13 protein-coding genes are annotated in these 18187 nt (G+C 64.8%); 3 read left to right on the top strand and 10 right to left on the bottom strand.

The window, feature by feature from the left end; all coding sequences use genetic code 11:
• Window positions 1-146 precede the first annotated feature (146 nt).
• The 3 genes from ACVJ19_RS24640 (at window position 147) to ACVJ19_RS24630 (ending at window position 6898) form a co-directional block, all read left to right on the top strand.
• Complete coding sequence (locus ACVJ19_RS24640) at window positions 147-3053, top strand: beta strand repeat-containing protein (RefSeq protein WP_453951689.1); 2907 nt, start codon at window positions 147-149, stop codon at window positions 3051-3053.
• A gap of 235 nt (window positions 3054-3288) precedes the next feature.
• Window positions 3289-5490 carry a type I secretion system permease/ATPase gene (locus ACVJ19_RS24635; protein WP_453951688.1) on the top strand — a complete coding sequence of 734 codons (2202 nt, stop codon included), beginning with the start codon at window positions 3289-3291 and terminating at the stop codon, window positions 5488-5490.
• Window positions 5477-6898 (top strand): HlyD family type I secretion periplasmic adaptor subunit, encoded by a 1422-nt coding sequence (locus ACVJ19_RS24630; protein WP_453951687.1) that lies wholly within the window; start codon window positions 5477-5479, stop codon window positions 6896-6898. Before ACVJ19_RS24635 ends, ACVJ19_RS24630 begins: the two co-directional genes overlap by 14 nt.
• A gap of 55 nt (window positions 6899-6953) precedes the next feature.
• On the opposite strand, the gene ACVJ19_RS24625 is transcribed toward ACVJ19_RS24630, so the two are convergent.
• The 10 genes from ACVJ19_RS24625 to ACVJ19_RS24580 all read right to left on the bottom strand — a co-directional run bounded on the left by ACVJ19_RS24625 (window position 6954) and on the right by ACVJ19_RS24580 (window position 18186).
• Window positions 6954-7655, bottom strand: a complete 702-nt coding sequence (locus tag ACVJ19_RS24625; RefSeq protein WP_453951686.1) for an HpcH/HpaI aldolase family protein — start codon at window positions 7653-7655, stop codon at window positions 6954-6956.
• A gap of 13 nt (window positions 7656-7668) precedes the next feature.
• Window positions 7669-8472, bottom strand: a complete 804-nt coding sequence (locus tag ACVJ19_RS24620) for an SDR family NAD(P)-dependent oxidoreductase (protein ID WP_453951685.1) — start codon at window positions 8470-8472, stop codon at window positions 7669-7671.
• 7 nt (window positions 8473-8479) lie between these two features.
• On the bottom strand, window positions 8480-10162 hold the full coding sequence (locus tag ACVJ19_RS24615; protein WP_453951684.1) for a hydantoinase B/oxoprolinase family protein: 1683 nt from the start codon (window positions 10160-10162) through the stop codon (window positions 8480-8482).
• Between the two features lie 10 nt (window positions 10163-10172).
• Window positions 10173-12239, bottom strand: coding sequence for a hydantoinase/oxoprolinase family protein (locus ACVJ19_RS24610; protein ID WP_453951683.1), 2067 nt, complete (start codon window positions 12237-12239; stop codon window positions 10173-10175).
• 223 nt (window positions 12240-12462) lie between these two features.
• Window positions 12463-13401, bottom strand: coding sequence for a nitrogen assimilation transcriptional regulator NAC (nac, locus tag ACVJ19_RS24605; RefSeq protein WP_453951682.1), 939 nt, complete (start codon window positions 13399-13401; stop codon window positions 12463-12465).
• A 110-nt stretch (window positions 13402-13511) separates the two neighbouring features.
• Entirely contained in the window at window positions 13512-14720 is a 1209-nt protein-coding gene (locus ACVJ19_RS24600) for an aspartate transaminase (protein WP_453951681.1), read from the bottom strand.
• Window positions 14721-14781: 61 nt separating this feature from the next.
• Window positions 14782-15522 (bottom strand): branched-chain amino acid ABC transporter ATP-binding protein, encoded by a 741-nt coding sequence (locus ACVJ19_RS24595; RefSeq protein ID WP_453951679.1) that lies wholly within the window; start codon window positions 15520-15522, stop codon window positions 14782-14784.
• Complete coding sequence (locus ACVJ19_RS24590; RefSeq protein ID WP_453951678.1) at window positions 15515-16285, bottom strand: ABC transporter ATP-binding protein; 771 nt, start codon at window positions 16283-16285, stop codon at window positions 15515-15517. The genes ACVJ19_RS24595 and ACVJ19_RS24590 overlap by 8 nt, the downstream gene beginning before the upstream one ends.
• Complete coding sequence (locus tag ACVJ19_RS24585) at window positions 16282-17268, bottom strand: branched-chain amino acid ABC transporter permease (protein WP_453951677.1); 987 nt, start codon at window positions 17266-17268, stop codon at window positions 16282-16284. The genes ACVJ19_RS24590 and ACVJ19_RS24585 overlap by 4 nt, the downstream gene beginning before the upstream one ends.
• Before the next feature lie 45 nt (window positions 17269-17313).
• Window positions 17314-18186, bottom strand: coding sequence for a branched-chain amino acid ABC transporter permease (locus ACVJ19_RS24580; protein ID WP_453951676.1), 873 nt, complete (start codon window positions 18184-18186; stop codon window positions 17314-17316).
• Window position 18187: the final 1 nt, after the last annotated feature.

The following is an 18187-nucleotide window of genomic DNA, read 5'->3' as shown; positions in this document are numbered from 1 at the left end:
CGCACATTGCGCAAGAATATATCATAAAATATCATAAATAGATCGTTTAGAGCCCATGCGGGTTCCGCGCATGCCTCCGCAAAACGAGCTGGCAGCGCGAAAATCCGGTCTTCAGCGCTCACTTCAGCATCACTCGAGGTTATGTTATGACCACCGTCGTAAAAATAGGAACCGAATTCCAGGTCAATAGCCAGACGGCTGGCAGCCAGTGGTATCCCTCCGTCACCGGCCTTTCCAATGGCGGCTTCGTCGTCACCTGGCAGGACGGCCTCGCCGGCTCCACCAGCGGCAGCAGCACGCTCGGCGATGCCAGCGGCTCCGCTGTCCACGCTCAGGTCTATGCGGCCGACGGCAGCAAGGTCGGCGGCGAATTCCTCGTCAACACCCAGGTCACCGGCTCGCAGGCGACCGCGGTCGTGACGGGCCTGTCCAACGGCGGCTTCGTCATCTCCTGGCAGGACCAGAACTCCACCAGCGGCGACATCAAGGCGCAGATCTACGGCGCCAACGGCGCGCCGGTCGGCGGCGAGTTCGTGATCAACTCCGTCACCGCCAACAACCAGAACACCCCGGCCATCACCGGCCTGCCCAATGGCGGCTTCGTCGTCGCCTGGACCAACCAGGGCTCGTCGGCCGCCGACGTCAAGGCGCAGGTCTATGACGCGAACGGCGCCAAGGTCGGCTCCGAATTCCTCGTCAACTCGACCAACCCGAGCTTCGACCAGGAGCGCGCCTCGATCGCCACGCTCAGCAACGGCGACTTCGTCGTCACCTGGAACGACTTCCGCACCGGCAATTGGGAGGTCCGCGGCCAGGTGTTCCACCCGGGCGCTGCCGGCGCGACCAAGGTCGGCGCTGAATTCACCGTCGACCAAGCCTACTACAACAGCCGCATGGTTGCCGGCGTGACCGGTCTTGCCAACGGCAATTTCGTCATCAGCTTCGAAGACACCAGCGGCGAAGTCCGCGCGCAGGTCTTCACCGCTGGCGGCGTCAAGGTTGGCGCGGAATTCCAGGTCAACACCCAGACCAGCGGCAACCAGGGATTTTCGAGCATCACCGCACTGAAGGGCGGCGGCTTCGTCGTGACCTGGTCGGACGAGGGCACCGGCGACGGCAATGGTCCCGCGATCAAGGCGCAGGTCTATGATGCGGCCGGCAGCAAGATCGGCGGCGAGTACGTCGTCAACACGCAGATCGGCAGCAACCAGCTCTATCCGAACGTCGCGGCGCTCGCCAACGGCGGCTTCGTGATCAGCTGGACCGATTTCAGCCAGGCGCTCGGCGACAACTCGGGTTACGGCATCACCGCGCAGATCTTCAACCTGTCGAACGCGCCGACTGCGCCGACCATCGTCTCGGTCACCGATGACGTCTCGCCCAACACGGGCGCGCTCGCCAATGGTGCCAGCACCAACGACACCAACCTGACGGTCCGCATCGCCACCGGCAGCAACTTCGCCGGCGATGTCGTGCAGCTGTTCGACGGCCAGACCGCGATCGGCACTGCCGTGACGCTCTCGCTCGCCGATATCGCGCGCGGCTACGTCGACATTCAGACCGGCGTGCTCGGCAACGCGGCCCACGCCATCACGGCGAAGGTCACCGACACGACCGGCGCCGTTAGCGGTGCTGCCACCGCGATTAACGTGACCGTCGACACGGTTGCGCCAGCTGTCGCGGTGACCGGCGCGGTCGTCGACGGCGGCAACCTGCCCACCTTCACGGTAAGCGGCACCACCGAGGCCGGTCTTCTGGTCTCGGTCTATGACGGCGCGAACCTGATTGGCACCACGACGGCTGGCGCCAACGGCGCCTGGACCCTCGCCGGTGTGACGCTGGTGGAAGGCCCCAACAACCTGACCGCCAAGACTACCGATGCGGCCGGCAATGCCGGCACCTCGACCGTGTTCGCAGCGCCGACCCTCGTCTCGACCGGCACCACCGCGGTCGATGCATCGACGACGACCTCGATGGGCTTCGTCGTCCGCGGTAGTGGCACGCTCGACGTCCTCGCGGGCAGCAACGTCTCCGGCCAGATCACGGTCGGCAACGGCGGTCAGCTGACGGTCGAGTCCGGCGCGACCGTTCAGCACGCCAACATCGGCAACGGCGGCGTTCAGCTGGACTACGGCTCCGCGGTCAATACGACCGTGCAGGCGGGCGGCACGCAGCGCGTCTACTTCGGCGGCACCGCGACCGGCACGACGGTTGCGGCTGGCGGGTACCAGGGCGTGTTGTACGCGACCGTAACCGGCACCCACCTGAGCGGCGATCAGCAGGTGATCCACGGAACGGCCACCGACACCACGATCGAGAACGGCGGCCGGCAGTATATCGGCACGGACGGAATCGCGGACGGAACGCTGATCAAGACCGATGGCTTCCAGTATGTCGACGCCGGTGGCAAGGCCACTGACTCCGTCATCGCCGGCGGCTTCCAGTATGTCGGCCAGAATGGCACGGCCAACAACGCGATCGTGAATGCCGGCGGCACCCAGGACGTGGGCGCCGGTGGCATCGCGACCGGCACCACGTTGAACGGCGGCGTCCAGTTTGTCGCGGGGACCGCCAACGACACCACCGTCGATGCTGGCGGTCAGCTCTTCGTCGGTGCTGGCGGCGTCACGAACGACTCCCACCTTGTCAACGGCTTCGAGTATGTCACCGCCGGCGGCACCGCCGACGGCGTCGACTTTGCCGGCAGCGCGGCGACCCTCCTGCTCGACCAGGCCTCCGGCCTGACCGGCACGGTGTCGAACTTCGAAATCGGCGACACGATCGACCTGCTCAATACGTCGGTCTCCTCGTTCACCTTCGACGGCACGACGCTGACGCTCGCCACGAACTCGGGCACGGTTGCCTATCAGTTCGCGGGCGTGCAGTCCGGCACCGAGCTCAAGGTCGCTGACGACGGACATGGTGGCACCGCGATCTCGCTGTCGCTGCTGGTCCAGCAGTCGGCCAGCATCGTGCCGGACGCCGGCACAGAGACCAGCCTCGTGTCCTCCGACACGACGCAGCAGCAGCCACAGCTCGCCAGCCACGGCTGATCGGCCAACACCATCCGCGCATCGGGGGCAGCCCCGATGCGCCTTGCGACCGCGGCGGGAGGCACCTCCCGCCGCTTTCGCATTCCGCCTCCGCCGTTCACCAAATTCACGAGTTATGTGAGCGGCCTGACATAGTTATCAAACCGTAACATAGCCACGTTAGCTATCGCCCGGCCGGCGGGACGGCTGTCCGTGGGATCGTCCGGACCCGAGATCTTGCGGAAATGTGCTGCCGATGAGCCTGAACGAGACCAATTCACGGGATCCGGCCGCCAAGGAGCTGCCGAAGGAGCCGCCGGTCGTCCAGGCCGTCCCGAAGCCGCCAGCTGATCCCGGCCTGACCGCTCTCGTCATGATGCTCCAGTTCCTCGGCGTACCCGCCGATCCCGAGCAGATCCGCCACCAGTTCGGCGGCGTCGAGATCGGCACCACCGAGATGCTGCGCTGTACCAAGCAATTCAACATCAAGGCGCGCCTGGTCAGGACGAGCTGGGACCGGCTCGACAAGACGCCGCTGCCGACCATCGCCCCCCTTCGCGACGGCGGCTTCCTGATCCTGGGCAAGGCCGGCGACGGCAAGGCGATCGTGCAATATCCGGGCTCACCACGCCCGCAGATGCTGACCAAGGCCCAGTTCGAGGTGATCTGGGACGGCCGCATCGTGCTGATGACCAAGCGCGCCGGTCTTGTCGACCTGTCGCGGCGCTTCGACATCACCTGGTTCATGGGCGCGATCAACCGCTATCGCGGCCTGCTCGGCGAGGTGCTGCTCGCCTCGTTCTTCCTGCAGATCTTCGCGCTGGTCTCGCCGCTGTTCTTCCAGGTGGTGATCGACAAGGTGCTGGTGCATCGCAGCCTCGGCACACTTGATGTGCTGGTCGCCGGCATCGTCGCGATCTCGATCTTCGAGGTCGCGCTCGGCGCGCTGCGCACCTATCTCTTCTCCCACACCACGAACCGCATCGACGTCGAGCTCGGCGCGCGGCTGTTCCACCATCTGCTGGCGCTGCCGCTGTCCTACTTCCAGGCGCGGCGGGTCGGCGACACCGTGGCGCGGGTGCGTGAGCTGGAAAATCTGCGCAATTTCATCACCGGCTCGGCGCTGACGCTGGTGATCGATCTGTTCTTCACCTTCGTCTTCCTCGGTCTGATGGCGTTCTACTCGCCGCTGCTGACCGCGATCGTGCTGGCGTCATTCCCGCTCTATATCGTGATCTCGGCCGGCGCCTCGCCGCTGTTCCGCTATCGTCTCGACGAGAAGTTCAAGCGCGGCGCAGAGAACCAGTCGTTCCTGGTCGAGAGCGTCACCGGCGTCGAAGCCCTCAAGGCGATGGCGGTCGAGCCGCAGATGCAGAAGCGCTGGGAGGAACAGCTCGCCGGCTACGTTGCCTCCAGCTTCCGCGTCGTCAATCTCGGCAATGTCGCAAGCCAGGCGGTGCAGTTCGTCAGCAAGATCAACATGGCGCTGCTACTCTATTTCGGCGCCAAGCTCGTGATCGACGGCAACCTCACCGTCGGCGAGCTCGTCGCCTTCAACATGCTGTCGGGCCGCGTCACCGCGCCGGTGCTGCGCCTCGCCCAGCTCTGGCAGGATTTTCACCAGGCGCGGCTCTCGGTCGAGCGGCTCGGCGACATCCTCAACACAGTGCCCGAGCCGACCTACCGCACGGGACGCGCCGCCCTGCCCGCCATTCGCGGCGACATCGCCTTCGAGCATGTCGGCTTCCGCTACCGCGCCGACGGCCCGCAGATCCTGAGCGACATCAACCTGAAGATCCCGGCCGGCCAGATCGTCGGCATCGTCGGTACCTCCGGTTCCGGCAAGAGCACGCTCGGCAAGCTGATCCAGCGGCTCTATCTGCCCGAGGCCGGCCGCGTGCTGGTCGACGGCAACGATCTCGCCGCGGTCGACCCGACCTGGCTGCGCCGGCAGGTCGGCGTCGTGCTCCAGGAGAACATGCTGTTCAACCGCTCGGTGCGCGACAACATCGCGCTGGCCGATCCCGCGCTGCCGATGGAGCGCATCGTCGCCGCGGCAAAGCTCGCCGGTGCGCACGATTTCATCCTCGAGCTCCAGGACGGCTACGACACGGTGATCGGCGAGCGCGGCAGCACGCTCTCCGGCGGCCAGCGGCAGCGCATCGCGATCGCGCGCGCGCTGACCACCAATCCGCGCGTCCTCATTTTCGACGAAGCCACCTCCGCGCTCGACTATGAGAGCGAGCGCATCATCCAGCAGAACATGCGCGAGATCACCGCGGGCCGCACCGTGCTGATCATCGCCCATCGCCTCTCGACTGTGCGCACCGCCGATCGCATCATCACCATCGAGCGCGGCCGCATCGTCGAGGACGGCTCGCACGACCAGCTCATCCGCAGCGGCGGCCGCTACGCTACGCTGCACCGTGTCCAGGCAGGCATCCATGAAGTCGGCTAAGGCCATGTTGGCGTCGCTGCGCAGGCCGACGCGCACGCGCGACGAGCTGGCGTTCCTGCCCGCGGCGCTCGAGATCGTGGAGACCCCGCCCTCGCCGATCGGCCGCGCCATCTCCGCGTCGATCTCGGCGGTGTTCCTGATCGCGCTGGTGTGGGCGAGCATCGGCACCGTCGACATCATCGCGACAGCGACCGGCAAGATCGTGCCCGACGGCCGCACCAAGGTGATCCAGCCGTTCGAGACCGCCGTCGTGCGCTCGATCCACGTGCAGGATGGCCAGCGCGTCAAGGCCGGCGATCTCCTGATCGAGCTCGATCCCACCATGAGCCAGGCCGAGCTCGGCCATCTCCAGAGCGATCTGCTCGCCAGCGAACTCGACATCGCGCGCCTGCATGCGGCGCTCGCCGGCGGCGATCCCGAAAAATTCATCCCGCCCGCCCGCGCGACGCCCGAGCAGATCCGCACCGCAAGGCGCTTCCTGGCGTCGCAGGCCGCCGAGCAGGCCGCCAAGATCACCACGCTCGAATGGCAGGGCACGCAGAAGAAGGCGGAGCGTTCGACCATCGAGGCGACGATCGGCAAGATCAGCGCGCTGATCCCGATCATGCAGCAGCGCGTCGACGTGCGAAAATATCTGGTCGATCGCGAATTCGGCTCGAAGCTGCAATACCTGACGGAGACGCAGGACCTGGTCGCGCAGCAGCAGGAATTGCTGGTTCAGAAGAGCCACTTTGCCGAGGCCGATGCGGCCGTCGGCGGCATCGAGGAGACGCTGCGGCGCACGGAGGCCGAGTACAATCGCGCCCTGCTCGACGACCTTGCCAAGGCCGAGCAGAAGGCGGCCGGCCTGCGCCAGGACATCATCAAGGCCGAGCAGCGCACCAGCCTCTTGCGCCTCACCGCGCAGGAAGACGGCATCGTCCAGCAGCTCTCCGTGCATTCGGTCGGCGGCGTGGTGACGCCGGCGCAGACGCTGATGGTGGTGGTGCCGACCTCAGGCGGCCTCGAGATCGAGGCGATGATCTCGAACAAGGACATCGGCTTCGTCACCCCCGGCGAGGAAGCCGCGATCAAGGTCGACACCTTCAGCTTCACCCGCTACGGCCTCCGCCAGGGCAAAGTGCTCAGCGTCTCCCAGGACGCCATCGTCAGACAGAAGCCGCCGGAAAAGCCCGGCGACACCCCCGCCGGTACCGACACCGCCTCCAGCGAGCCCAAGGGCCAGGAGCTGGTCTACTCCGCCCGCGTCTCGCTCGACCGCGCCCAAATGGACGTCGACGGACGGATGGTCAACCTCGCGCCCGGCATGGCGGTGACGGTGGAAATCAAGACCGGCTCCCGCCGCATCATTTCCTACGTACTCTCGCCGCTGCTGCGCTACAGCCAGGAGAGCTTACGCGAGCGGTGAGAACGCCCGACGACGACTTGCCGTCGCCACATCCGCGTGCGCTGCTGGACCGAAATCACCGTCCAAGCGCTTTCTTGATGCCGGCCAAACCGATCCGCAGGAATGGGTCCGAATGGATGTAGAAATATTTGACGCCCCGCTCGAGCCAGAACGGTAGTTCGTCAGATGTCACGAGCGTCCCAGCGATCTTGCCCGCGGCGCGGACCTTCTTGACCGCAAGATCGACCTGCTCGGTGACGGCCTGCGGCCGCGGCTGCCCGAAGGGCGGCGCCGGCGGATAGCCCAAGTTCTGCGAGAGGTCGCCGGGCCCGATGAAGAAAACATCGATGCCTTCGACCGCGAGCAGCGCGTCGATATCGTCGATCGCCTTCGGCGTCTCGATCATGGCGATGACAAGCCGCTTCTCGTAGTCGGCGGGACAGGCGTAGCGCACCGCATCGACGATGGCCCGCGCCTGCTCCGCGGTATCGACCATCGGCACCATCAGGCCGTCGGCGCCGGCGTTGAGATAGCGGATCAGCACCGGCCGCTCATGGGAGTGCGGACGAACGATCGCGGCGCCGCCGGCACCTCGGATGGCCTGCGCCGTCACGCGCACGTCCTCGAAGCTCCAGGTGCCGTGCTCGCAGTCGACGAAGATGGCGTCCGCGCCGAGCTCGACCAGCCGGACCGCCAGTCCCGATGAGGCGTGATGCGGCGTGAACATGGTGACCGTCTCGCCCCTGGCAAGACGCTCGCGCAACTTGGCTCCGTTCATGGAATCCTCTTCTCTAGCTTTTCGGCTTGTCGGCAAGACCCGCTGGCGCGCCGACCCAGCGGGCCGTCTCGATATCCGAGGACGTATCGCGCATGAAAGTCGGGCAGATGTGCAGCTCGGGGATCATCGCGCCCTTCTGCAGGCTGGCGCAGAGCAGCACCGCGCGCGCGACGTCGTGCGGATTCAGCATCACGGCACGTTCGCTGTCCAAAGGCGGTCTTGCACGATGGTCCATGATCGGCGTGTCGGTCTCGCCCGGCAGGATCGTCGTCGCTCGGATGCCCTGATTGCGGAACGTGTTGTGCAGGAAGGTCATGAAGTTCTTCACGCCGGCCTTGGCTGCGCCGTAGGCGGCGCCACCGAGCAGGTTCGGATTGACGACCGCGAGCGAAGACACCGTGATGATCGTGCCGTCCTTCCTGGCGATCATGTCGTCGAGCACGGCCTGGGTCAGATTGAACACCGCCGTGAGATTGACGTTGACCGTGGCGTTCCACTCGGCCTCGCTGATGAACCGCGCGTTCAACACCTTGCTGGCACTGCCGGCATTGTTGACGAGAATGTCGATCGATCCGATATGGCCCTTGACCCAGGCAACCGTCTCCAGGATCGCCTCGCGCGAGGCCACGTCGAGCGCGCGTGCGACGGCTTTACCGCCCGCTTTCTCGATCGCTGAGACGACCTCCTGAAGCGGCGCGATCCGGCGCCCCGTCAAGACAACGGTTGCACCTTCCTGGGCCAGCAGGATCGCGGTCTCACGCCCGATCCCCGTGCCTGCCCCCGTGACCAGCGCGATCTTTCCGTCGAGCAGCGCCATGTTTCTCCTATTCGGCGGCGGTCGCCGCCAGGCTCGAGTGTTGATAACCGTAAAACTGCCGCGCAGCCTGCGGTGTAATCAACCCCTCCGCAAGATCGAGCTCGATCGATGCAGCGGAGCGTTCCGACGTCTTGCCCCAGCCGCCACCACCGGGCGTCTCGACTTCCAGGCGGTCCCCGGTCTTCAAGACGACCTTGCCCTTTGGAAATTGCGGTTCGCCGTTCTTATACACCTTGCCCGCGCTGCCGGACTGACCGCCGACCACACCGAAGCAGGGATGACGCACCCGCTCGGAGGCAAGGTAGATGTTCATCGGATTGCGGCCGAGGTTGCGCAGCACGAGGTGCTGGCCGAGACCACCCCGACTCTTACCCGCGCCGCCGGAGTCGGGAATCAGCTCCTTGCATTCGACCAGCGCCGGCACGGCGATCTCGAACATCTCGATGGCGGTGACCCTGCAATTGGACGGGAAGCTCAGCGTGTCGAGGCCGTCGAACTCGGCGCGCGCACCCTGCCCGCCGTGGAAGTTCTGCACCGAACCATATTGCGAGCCGTCATCCCGTCGGCCGACGCAATTGGCGGCCCAGATGGGCGCACCGCCGCTGTCGCCCATGACCTTGTCGGGCACAACGCTCTCCAGCGCCTTGAAGATCAGCGAGGGAATGACGTGCCCGATCAGGTTTCGCGAATTGCCCGCCGTCCATTGCTGCGGATTGAGAATGGAGCCAAGCGGCGCCTCGTCGGTGATCGGGGTGATGCAACCCTCGTTGTTCGGCGTGTCCGGATCGAGCAGACACTTCAGCGCATAGACCGAATGGGCGTAGCGGTAATTGGTGCGGCAATTGATCGAGTGAAGGATCTGGTCGGACGTCCCGGCGTAGTCGACGTGGATGGAATCGTCGCGCACGATGACGGATGCCTTGAGCCTCACGTCGGTGTCATAGCCGTCGAGCAGGACCTCGGCAGAATAGGTGCCGTTCGGCCACTGCCGGATGGCCTTTCGCGTTTGGGCCTCGGAGCGAGTATGGATGGCGTCCGCGAGTTCGTCGATGCTGTCGAGATCGTACTCATCGAGGAATTTCAGGAGCTCGCGGCCCATAACGTTGTTGGCCGCAACCATGGATTCGAGATCGCCCATCACCTCGGTCGGAAGGCGGACGGAGGCCGCGATGATGTCGAGCACATCCTGGTTGGGAACGCCAGCCTTGTGCAGCTTCACGATCGGAAAGCGAATGCCCTCCTCGAAGATGTCGCTGGCTTCCGAATGCAAGGGAGCGCCGCCGATATCCGGCAGATGCGCGATCGAGCCGGCATAGGCCACGACCTTGCCCTTCTTGAAGATCGGCGTGATCATCGTCACGTCGGGAAGATGGCCGGTGCCGATCTCCGGGTCGTTGGTGGCAAGGACGTCGCCCTCCTGCAACGTCTCCGCGGGAAATTTCGGCAGGAAGTATTTCTGCGCGGCGACCGGCAGCGAGGTGATGAAGACCGGGATCGACCAGGTGCACTGCGCGAGCGCGCGGCCGCGGCTGTCGAGCAGCACGGTCACATAGTCGTGGTTCTCGCGCACGATCGGCGAGAACGCGGTCCGGCCGAGCACGATGTCGGCCTGGTCGGCTATGAAGATCAACCTGTTCCACATCACCTGGAGGTTGATCGGATCATTGAAATCGGCGGCGTTCACAGACATCGGCGCGTCCTTAGGCGATATTGATCACGAGATTGCCGTTGATGTCGACGTGAGCGATGCCGCTCGGTCCGACCACTGCAGTGGACTCGCGCTGCTCGACGATGGCCGGCCCCCTGATCTCCTCACCGACTGGCAGCTTGTAGTGATCGTAGACCGGCGTTTCGACGAAGTCGCCGCGCTCGCTGAAATAGACCGAACGGGTCCCCTTCTTTGCCTCGGCAGCATGGCGCGCGTGCGGCTGCGTCACCTGATCCTTCTGACCGCTGGCGCGCAGGCGCCAGGTGATCACCTCGACCGATGAGCCTGCCACGGTCCGGCCGAACAGCTCGCGGTAGAGCTTGAAGAAATTGGCGAGCAGCTGTTCGTGGAACTGCTCGGGCGGCAAACCTCGATCCGGCAGGGCAACGGTAATCTCGTGGCCTTGGCCGACGTGACGCATGTCGACGGTGTAAGTGTTGGTGATGGTCTCCGGTGCGACGCCTGCGGCACGGACGACTTCAGCGCCCTGGGCGGCGAGATCTCCCAGCAGGCGATCCATCGCGGCGAAATCCCAATTGTCGACCTGCATCGGAAAGCTCGCCGACAGATCGACTGCGACCGGCGCGATCAGCAGGCCGATCGCCGAGGTGACGCCGGCGCCGGTCGGGCAGATGATGCGCTTGATGCCGAGCTTGCGCGCGATGCCATAGGCGTGCACCGGACCCGCGCCGCCAAAGGCGACCATCGGCAGGCTGCGCGGATCGACGCCGAGATCGGTCGCATGCACGGCCGCGGCCTTGCTCATGGATTCGTTGACGAGATCGTGGATGCCGAAGGCGCAGCGGGGAACGCTGACGTCGAGCGAGGATGCGAGCTTCGTCATCGCCGCGAGCGCAGCATCCTTCGACACCTTGAACGAGCCTCCGACGAAGGACTCGGTACCCATATAGCCGAGCAGGATATCGGCATCGGTGACGGTCGGCTCGGTGCCGCCGCGCTGATAGGCGGCAGGTCCCGGCATCGCGCCCGCCGAACGCGGACCGACATCGAGCAAGCCGAGCGGGTTCTTCGCCGCGATCGAGCCGCCGCCGGCGCCAATCTCGATCATGCGGATCGACTGGATCTTGAGCGGGAAGCCCGAGCCCTTGCGGAAGCGGTGATAATGCGCGACTTCGAGATCGGTGCCGACCGTCGGTTCACCATTCGGGATCAGGCAAAGCTTTGCCGTGGTGCCCCCCATGTCGAAGGACAGCACACTGCCCTCTCCGGCGATGCGACCGAACTCGGCGGCGGCCACCGCGCCTGCGGCTGGCCCCGACTCGATCAGGCGCACCGGCAGCTCGGCGGCGCGGCTGCTTGGCACGAGGCCGCCGGACGAGGTCATCCAAAGCACCTGGCGGTCGATACCTTTGACGGCGAATTCGCGCTCGAGGTGAGCGACGTGTCCCGACATCTGCGGCCGCGTATAGGCGTTGACGACAGTGGTCGAGGCGCGATCGAACTCGCGCACCTCCGGGCAGACCTCGGAAGACAGCGACACGAAGACATCCGGATCCTCCTCGCGCAGCAGGGCTGCGATGCGCTGCTCGTGGGTCGGATATTTGTAGGCGTGCAGCAGGCAAACGGCGACAGACTTGATTCCCTCCTCGCGCAGCCGGCCAGCGATCCCGCGGACCGTCTCCTCCTCCAGCGCAGTGATGACCTCGCCGTCGGCGGAGATGCGCTCGACCGCGCCGAAGCTGTTCGCGCGCGTCACCAGCGGATCCGGATATTTCAGATTGAGGTCGTAGAGATCGTAGCGCCCTTCATTGCGGATGCGCAGCATGTCCTGGAAGCCAGCGGTCGAGATGAAGCCGGTCTTGACACCCTTGCGCTCCAGCACGGCATTCGTGACCACCGTGGTCGCGCCGAGCACCTGGAGCTTGTCGAGATCGACGACGTCACCGAACTGCGCGAGCAGTTCGGACACACCGCGGACCACGGCTTCGGCGGGATTGTTGGGCGTGCTCAGCACCTTGTGGAGATGCAATTCACCTTTGTCGTCGAGCAGTGCGAAATCGGTGAAAGTTCCCCCGGTATCGAATGCGAGCTTGGCCATCTTTTTCCTCGAAGCGATCGCCGTGCAGGACGAAGGATGTTCGAGCTGCCTGCTGAACCGTGCGATCAAGGCTTGAATCGTGAACGCCGGGTTCGACGATGTCTTCGACCGTAGGAAATGCACCCGCCGCTGGCCAACACAACTCCGGTCTGCCGCCATAGGTTTTGCTTATGGAGCGCTGGACGCGCTCCGCCCTCGATGGCGCGGCAACGAGAGGCGGTGTCTAGACCGCCCGGATGCCTTGCGGATGGCCGCGCATCAGCTTCTCTACGACCGTGAGAAGTACCGATCGTGTCGCCAGTGCCGGCTCCGAGAGCGGCAGATGGTCCGACACGCACAGCGAAACGGTCGCCTCGATCGCGGGACGAACGAGCCGCCGAACCTCGACGCCCTCGAAGCTGGATGCGCTTGCGGCCACCGAAGCCGGCAGGATGGTCGAGCCGAGCCCTTCCGTGACCGCCGCTCCGAGCGCCGAGACGGATTCGATCTCCGAGACGACGTTCGGCGTCACCCGCGCCCGCGCCAGCGATTCATCGATCAATCGCCGCAGGAAATGGCCCTGGCTTGGCAAGAGCAGCTTGACGTCGGCGAGCGCCGACAACGCGAGCGGCTCATCGACCTGCTTCTTGGCTCCCTGCTCCGCCCGGGAGACCAGGTACAATTCCTCCCGAAACAGCGGCTGCAGCTTGACGCCCTTGATCGGACCGGAGCCGTAGATCATGGCCATGTCCATCTTGCCGGTCATGATGAGCTCGCTCAGCACGTGGCCGAAACTGTCGTTGATATGGACGATGATCTGGGGATGCAGCGTGGACATCTCCTTCAGGATCGGCAGCGACAACGTGCTCGATGCCGAATAGGTCGCCAGCCCGATCGACACGCGCCCAGCCAGCGCCCTGGTCGATTGATCGATGTCGATCTGCGCCTGCTCGATCTGCTTCAGCAGCAATTGGGCGTGGCGGTAAAGAATGAGCCCGGCTTCGGTCGGGACGATGCCGTGATTGCTGCGCAGAAGCAGCTTGTGCTTGAAATGACTCTCGAGTGCAGCGATCTGCTGCGACAGCGCGGGCTGAGCCGTCCGCAACAGACCGGCCGCGCGCGACACGCTGCCGGCGTCGACGACTTTGACAAAGCTCTTCAGCTTCCTGAAATCGACGCTCATCTCAGTCGAATGCCAGCCCTGAAAACACAATCTGGATCAGCACTATCCTTTATCTAGCACATTGATTTCAATGAGATTCTTGCTCAATTCGCCGGTTTTCAGAGGCCACCTCAGCGCAGTGCTTTGCAGGCCCTCTCGATGCGGTGGCAGGCTTCCTTGATCGCGTCCATCGAGGTCGCGATCGAGAGGCGGAAATACGGCGAGAGCCCATAGGCGGCACCCTGCACGGCCGCCACGCCGACGCCGTCGAGCAGATAGAGCACGAAATCGAGATCGTTCTCGATCACCTTGCCATCGGGCGTGGTCTTGCCGATCACGCCGGCACAGCCGGGGTAGAGATAGAACGCGCCATCCGGCACCAGACATGACAGGCCCGGAATCGCATTCAGCCGCGCGCAGGCATAGTCGCGCCGCTCCTTGTAGAGCTTGACGCTGTCCCGCACGAATGCCTGCTCGCTCGTCAGTGCATGGGCGGCTGCGGCCTGGCTGATCGACGAGGGGCACGAGGAGATCTGGGATTGCAGCTTGTTGATCGCAGCGATCAGCGGCGCCGGACCCGCCGCGTAGCCGATCCGCCAGCCCGTCATCGCGTAGGTCTTTGACACACCGTTGGCGAGCAGAACGCGCTCCTTCAGCGCGGGTACGGCCGCCGCCAGCGTGGTGGCCGGCTCGTCCCGATACCAGATCTGGTCATAGATGTCGTCGGACAGCACCAGCACGTTGGGATGGCGCAGCAGGACCTCGCCGAGCGCCTGGAGGTCCGCTCGCGAATACGCCGCGCCCGTCGGGTTGGAGGGCGCATTGAGGATCAGCCAGCGGGTTCTGGGCGTGATGGCGGCCTCGAGCGCGTCCGCCGTCAGCTTGAAGCCCTGGTTCTCGGAGCAGCGGACGATGACCGGCTTGCCGTCATTGGCGATGACCATGTCGGGATAGGAGACCCAATAGGGCGCGGGGATAATGACCTCCGCCCCCTCCTCCACGCTCGCCATCAGCGCCAGGAACAGGATCTGCTTGGCGCCGCCGCCGACGCAGATCTCGTTGTCGGCATAGTCGAGGCCGAGGCGGCGCTTGTAATCGGCTATGATCCCTTTGCGCAGGGCGACGGTGCCATTGACCGCGGTGTATTTCGTCTCGCCGCGATCGATCGCCTCATGCGCCGCCGACTTGACGTGATCGGGCGTGTCGAAATCCGGCTCGCCGATCGCCATGTCGATGATGTCGCGTCCCGCCGCCTTGAGCTCGCGAACGCGGGCGGACGCCGCCGTGGTCGGAGAGATCTTGATGCGCGAGACGCGCGCAGCCGGCACGAAAATCGTCACTTTTGGTGGTCCTTCAGGTTTCGAATATGTGGGTGCTCGTTCGCAGCGAACGCCGTGATGGCTAGTGCTCGACCTCGGTTTCGCCGCGCATGCGGCCCGTGAGGAACAATTCGCCCAGCTCGTCGTGGGTGATATCCGCCGGCCTGCCGTCCCAGATCACCTTGCCGAGGCGCAGGATGACCGCGCGCTGCGCGACCTGCATGGCCTTCTTGGTGTTCTGCTCGACGAGCAAGATCGTCTGACCGGTCGCGTTGATACGGAGCAGCTCGTCGAAGACGATGCCGATCGCAGTCGGCGAAAGTCCGACTGACGGCTCATCGACCAGAAGGATCTTCGGCCGCTGCAGGACGGCCATCGCCACTTCCAGCAATTGCTGCTCGCCGCCGGACATGTTTCCGGCGAGTGTATTGCGTCGTGTCTTCAGGATCGGGAACAGGTCGTAGACATAGTCCCGCTCCGCTTTCACCTGACTGTCACGCAACGTATAAGCGGCCATCTGGAGATTTTCGTCGACCGTCATCACAGGAAAGTTGCAGCGCCCCTGCGGCACCCATGAAATGCCTTCGGCCAGGATCGCACGCGACTTGAAGGATGTGATCTCCTTGCCCTGCCAGTTGATGCTGCCGCCCTTGATGGTTGTCATGCCGTAGAGCGTCTTCAGCAGCGTCGACTTGCCGGCGCCGTTCGGTCCCATCAGCGCGACGAACTGCCCCTGCGGGACGTCGAGATCGACGCCGTTGAGGATATCGAGCGAGCCGTAGCCGGCGCGCAATCCCTTGATCGAGAGAGAGGGTTCAGCCACCGAGATAGGCCTCCCGCACCGCCTGGTTCTGGACGATATCGTCGGGCGTGCCTTCAGCAAGCTTGCGGCCCTGGTCGAGCACGACCACGCGCTTGCAGAGGCTCGTCACCACGTCGATGTTATGCTCGATGATGAGGAAGCTGACCCCGAAGGAGGTGTTGGCGAGGCGGATGCTCTCGACCACGCGCTCGATCAGCTTGGGATTGATACCGGCCATCGGCTCGTCGAGCAGGATGAGCTTCGGCTCCGGCATCAGCATCGAGGCGAACTGGATCAGCTTCTGCTGGCCGCCGGACAGCTTGCCCGCCGGCTGGAACCGCACGTCCCAGAGGCCGGCGATCTTGATCAACTCGCGCGCCCGCTCTCGCAGCGCCGCGACGCGGTTGCGGGCCGCAGATCCAATCCCGAACGTCGACAAGATACCGGCAAAGGTGAACATCTGGCCGGCGATGACGAGGTTCTCCTCGATGTCGAGCGCGGAGAACACCACGGTCTTCTGGAACGACCTGAGCATGCGGCCCTCACGGGCGATGTCGTTCAACGACCAGCCCGTGATGTCCTGACCGTCGAGCTTCACCGCGCCGGCACTGGGCTTAGCGAGCCCCGTCACGCAATCGAAGAAGGTCGACTTGCCCGAACCGTTGGGACCGATGAGCCCGCAGATCTCGCCGCGGTCCACGTGCAGATCGACACCATCGACGGCGCGCACGGCACCATAGGACTTGCAGAGGCCGGAGATGTCGAGGATCGGAAGGCCGGTCATTTGCGCCTCTCCAGGAAAGACCAGAAGCGGCCGATGAGCGGTGCGAACCCGCTGGGGAACCAGAACACGAGCCCGAGCAGGAAGAAGCCGTAGGCGATCATGCGCAGCTCCGGCGCGACGCGCAGCGCCTCGGTGAGACCGACGAACAGCAGGCTGCCGAAGATGACGCCCGAAATCGTCCCGGCACCGCCGCCGAGCACGATGATCAGCATCGTGGTCGAGTAGTACATCTGGAAGGTCAGCGGGCTGACGACGGTGAGGTAGTGCGCATAGAGGCTGCCGCCGAGGCCGGCGAAGGCGGCGCTGATCATGAACACCACCAGCTTGTAATACCAGGTGGGGATGCCGACGGACTCAGCCAGCGTCTCATTCTCGCGGATCGCGATCATGTTCCGGCCCGCCGGCGAGCGGACGATGAGGTAGGCGACCAGCGTGGCGATCGCGGCGATGGCGAGGACCAGATAGTAGAAGCCGACCGTCCCGGAGACGGTGAACGAGGCTGGCCCCAGCGCGAAGTAAGGCTTGGGAATCGCCGCCAGCCCCATGTCGCCGCGCGTCAGGCTGATCCAGTTCTTCGCGATGGCCTGCCCGATGATGACGAAGCCCAGCGTGCACATCACGAACGAGGTCGCACGCAGCCTCAGCGCCGGAATGCCGAGCGGCAGCGCGATGGCGCCGGCCATGAGACCCGCCGCCAGGAAGTTCACATAGAAGGGCGTTCCGAAATGCACCGCGAGTAGCGCCGACGTGTAGGCGCCGATGCCGAAAAACGCCGCCTGCGCCAGCGACAGCAGCCCGGTATAGCCGAGCAGCAGGTTGAGACCGTGCGCCGGCAGGAGAAAGATCAGCGCGATGATGATCGCGTGCAGGGGATAATTGCCGAGGAACAGCGGCGCGACACATGCCAGCGCCACGAGCGCGATACCGAAGGGAACGCGGAGGTCGCGTCCCGTCGTCTCGACCGTGAGTTCAGCGGGCGTCATATTCGGCTCTCGGGCGATCTCGCTCACCTGTCATCACCCCCGCATCTAGAAGCGCGCCTGCGCGGAAAAGAGCCCGTGCGGGCGCCACATCAAAACCAGCATCAGGGTCGCAAACCCGACCGTGTCGCGGAATTGCAGACCGACATAAGTGGCGACCAGGCTCTCGGCGATACCGAGGATCATGGCGGCGACAAACGTGCCGCGCACGTTGCCGAGCCCGCCCATGATGATGATCGGCAGCGTCTTGAAGGTGATCAGCTCGCCCATGCCGCCGTAGACGCTCACGTTCACCGGCGCCGTCAGCACGCCCGAGAGCGCGGCAAGGCAGGCACCGACAATGAAGGTCCAGAGTGCGATGTGGCGAACGTCGATGCCGACCACTGCGCAGCACTCGATGTTCTGGGAGACCGCGCGCATGGCCTTGCCCATCCGGCTGTAGGTCACCATCAGTTCGAGCCCGACGAAGGTGACGAGGCCGACGATGATGATCAGGATGCGCTGTTCGGCCAGGGTGAAGCCAAACACGCTCACCGGCTCGATATAGCCGCCGGAGAAGAACTTGTAGCTGCCGCCGAACAGCAGAATGACCGTGTTCTGCAGGATCAGCGCAACACCGAGCGTGGCGAGAACGCCAGCCTCGGCCGGCGCTCCCACGATCCGCTGCATCACGAAGTTACCGACTACGACGGCGATGACCGCCGTCGCAACCACGCCGATCACGACCGCGACCGGATAGGGCAGATCGAAATAGTCGATCGCGAACCAGGCCCCGAAGGTGCCGAGCATGTAGTATTCGCCGTGGGCGAAGTTGATCGCCCGCAAGACGCCGAAGATCATCGTCATGCCGACGGCAACGATCGCGTAGACCGATCCGGAAACGATGCCGTTAACGACCTGCTCGGTGATCGTGTAGAACATG

It is taken from the genome of Bradyrhizobium sp. USDA 376, from assembly GCF_054063675.1.
The sequence above is the reverse complement of the archived record's forward strand: the minus strand, read 5'-3'. Positions and strand labels throughout refer to the sequence as shown.

Excerpts from the sequence above, each read along its gene's own strand:
- ACVJ19_RS24585 (WP_453951677.1), bottom strand. The coding sequence starts at position 17,268 with ATGACGCCCGCTGAACTCACGGTCGAGACGACGGGACGCGACCTCCGC.
- ACVJ19_RS24620 (WP_453951685.1), bottom strand. The coding sequence starts at position 8,472 with ATGGCGCTGCTCGACGGAAAGATCGCGCTGGTCACGGGGGCAGGCACG.
- ACVJ19_RS24590 (WP_453951678.1), bottom strand. The coding sequence starts at position 16,285 with ATGACCGGCCTTCCGATCCTCGACATCTCCGGCCTCTGCAAGTCCTAT.
- ACVJ19_RS24625 (WP_453951686.1), bottom strand. The coding sequence starts at position 7,655 with ATGAACGGAGCCAAGTTGCGCGAGCGTCTTGCCAGGGGCGAGACGGTC.
- ACVJ19_RS24610 (WP_453951683.1), bottom strand. The coding sequence starts at position 12,239 with ATGGCCAAGCTCGCATTCGATACCGGGGGAACTTTCACCGATTTCGCA.
- ACVJ19_RS24615 (WP_453951684.1), bottom strand. The coding sequence starts at position 10,162 with ATGTCTGTGAACGCCGCCGATTTCAATGATCCGATCAACCTCCAGGTG.
- ACVJ19_RS24635 (WP_453951688.1), top strand. The coding sequence starts at position 3,289 with ATGAGCCTGAACGAGACCAATTCACGGGATCCGGCCGCCAAGGAGCTG.
- ACVJ19_RS24630 (WP_453951687.1), top strand. The coding sequence starts at position 5,477 with ATGAAGTCGGCTAAGGCCATGTTGGCGTCGCTGCGCAGGCCGACGCGC.
- nac (WP_453951682.1), bottom strand. The coding sequence starts at position 13,401 with ATGAGCGTCGATTTCAGGAAGCTGAAGAGCTTTGTCAAAGTCGTCGAC.
- ACVJ19_RS24640 (WP_453951689.1), top strand. The coding sequence starts at position 147 with ATGACCACCGTCGTAAAAATAGGAACCGAATTCCAGGTCAATAGCCAG.
- ACVJ19_RS24580 (WP_453951676.1), bottom strand. The coding sequence starts at position 18,186 with ATGTTCTACACGATCACCGAGCAGGTCGTTAACGGCATCGTTTCCGGA.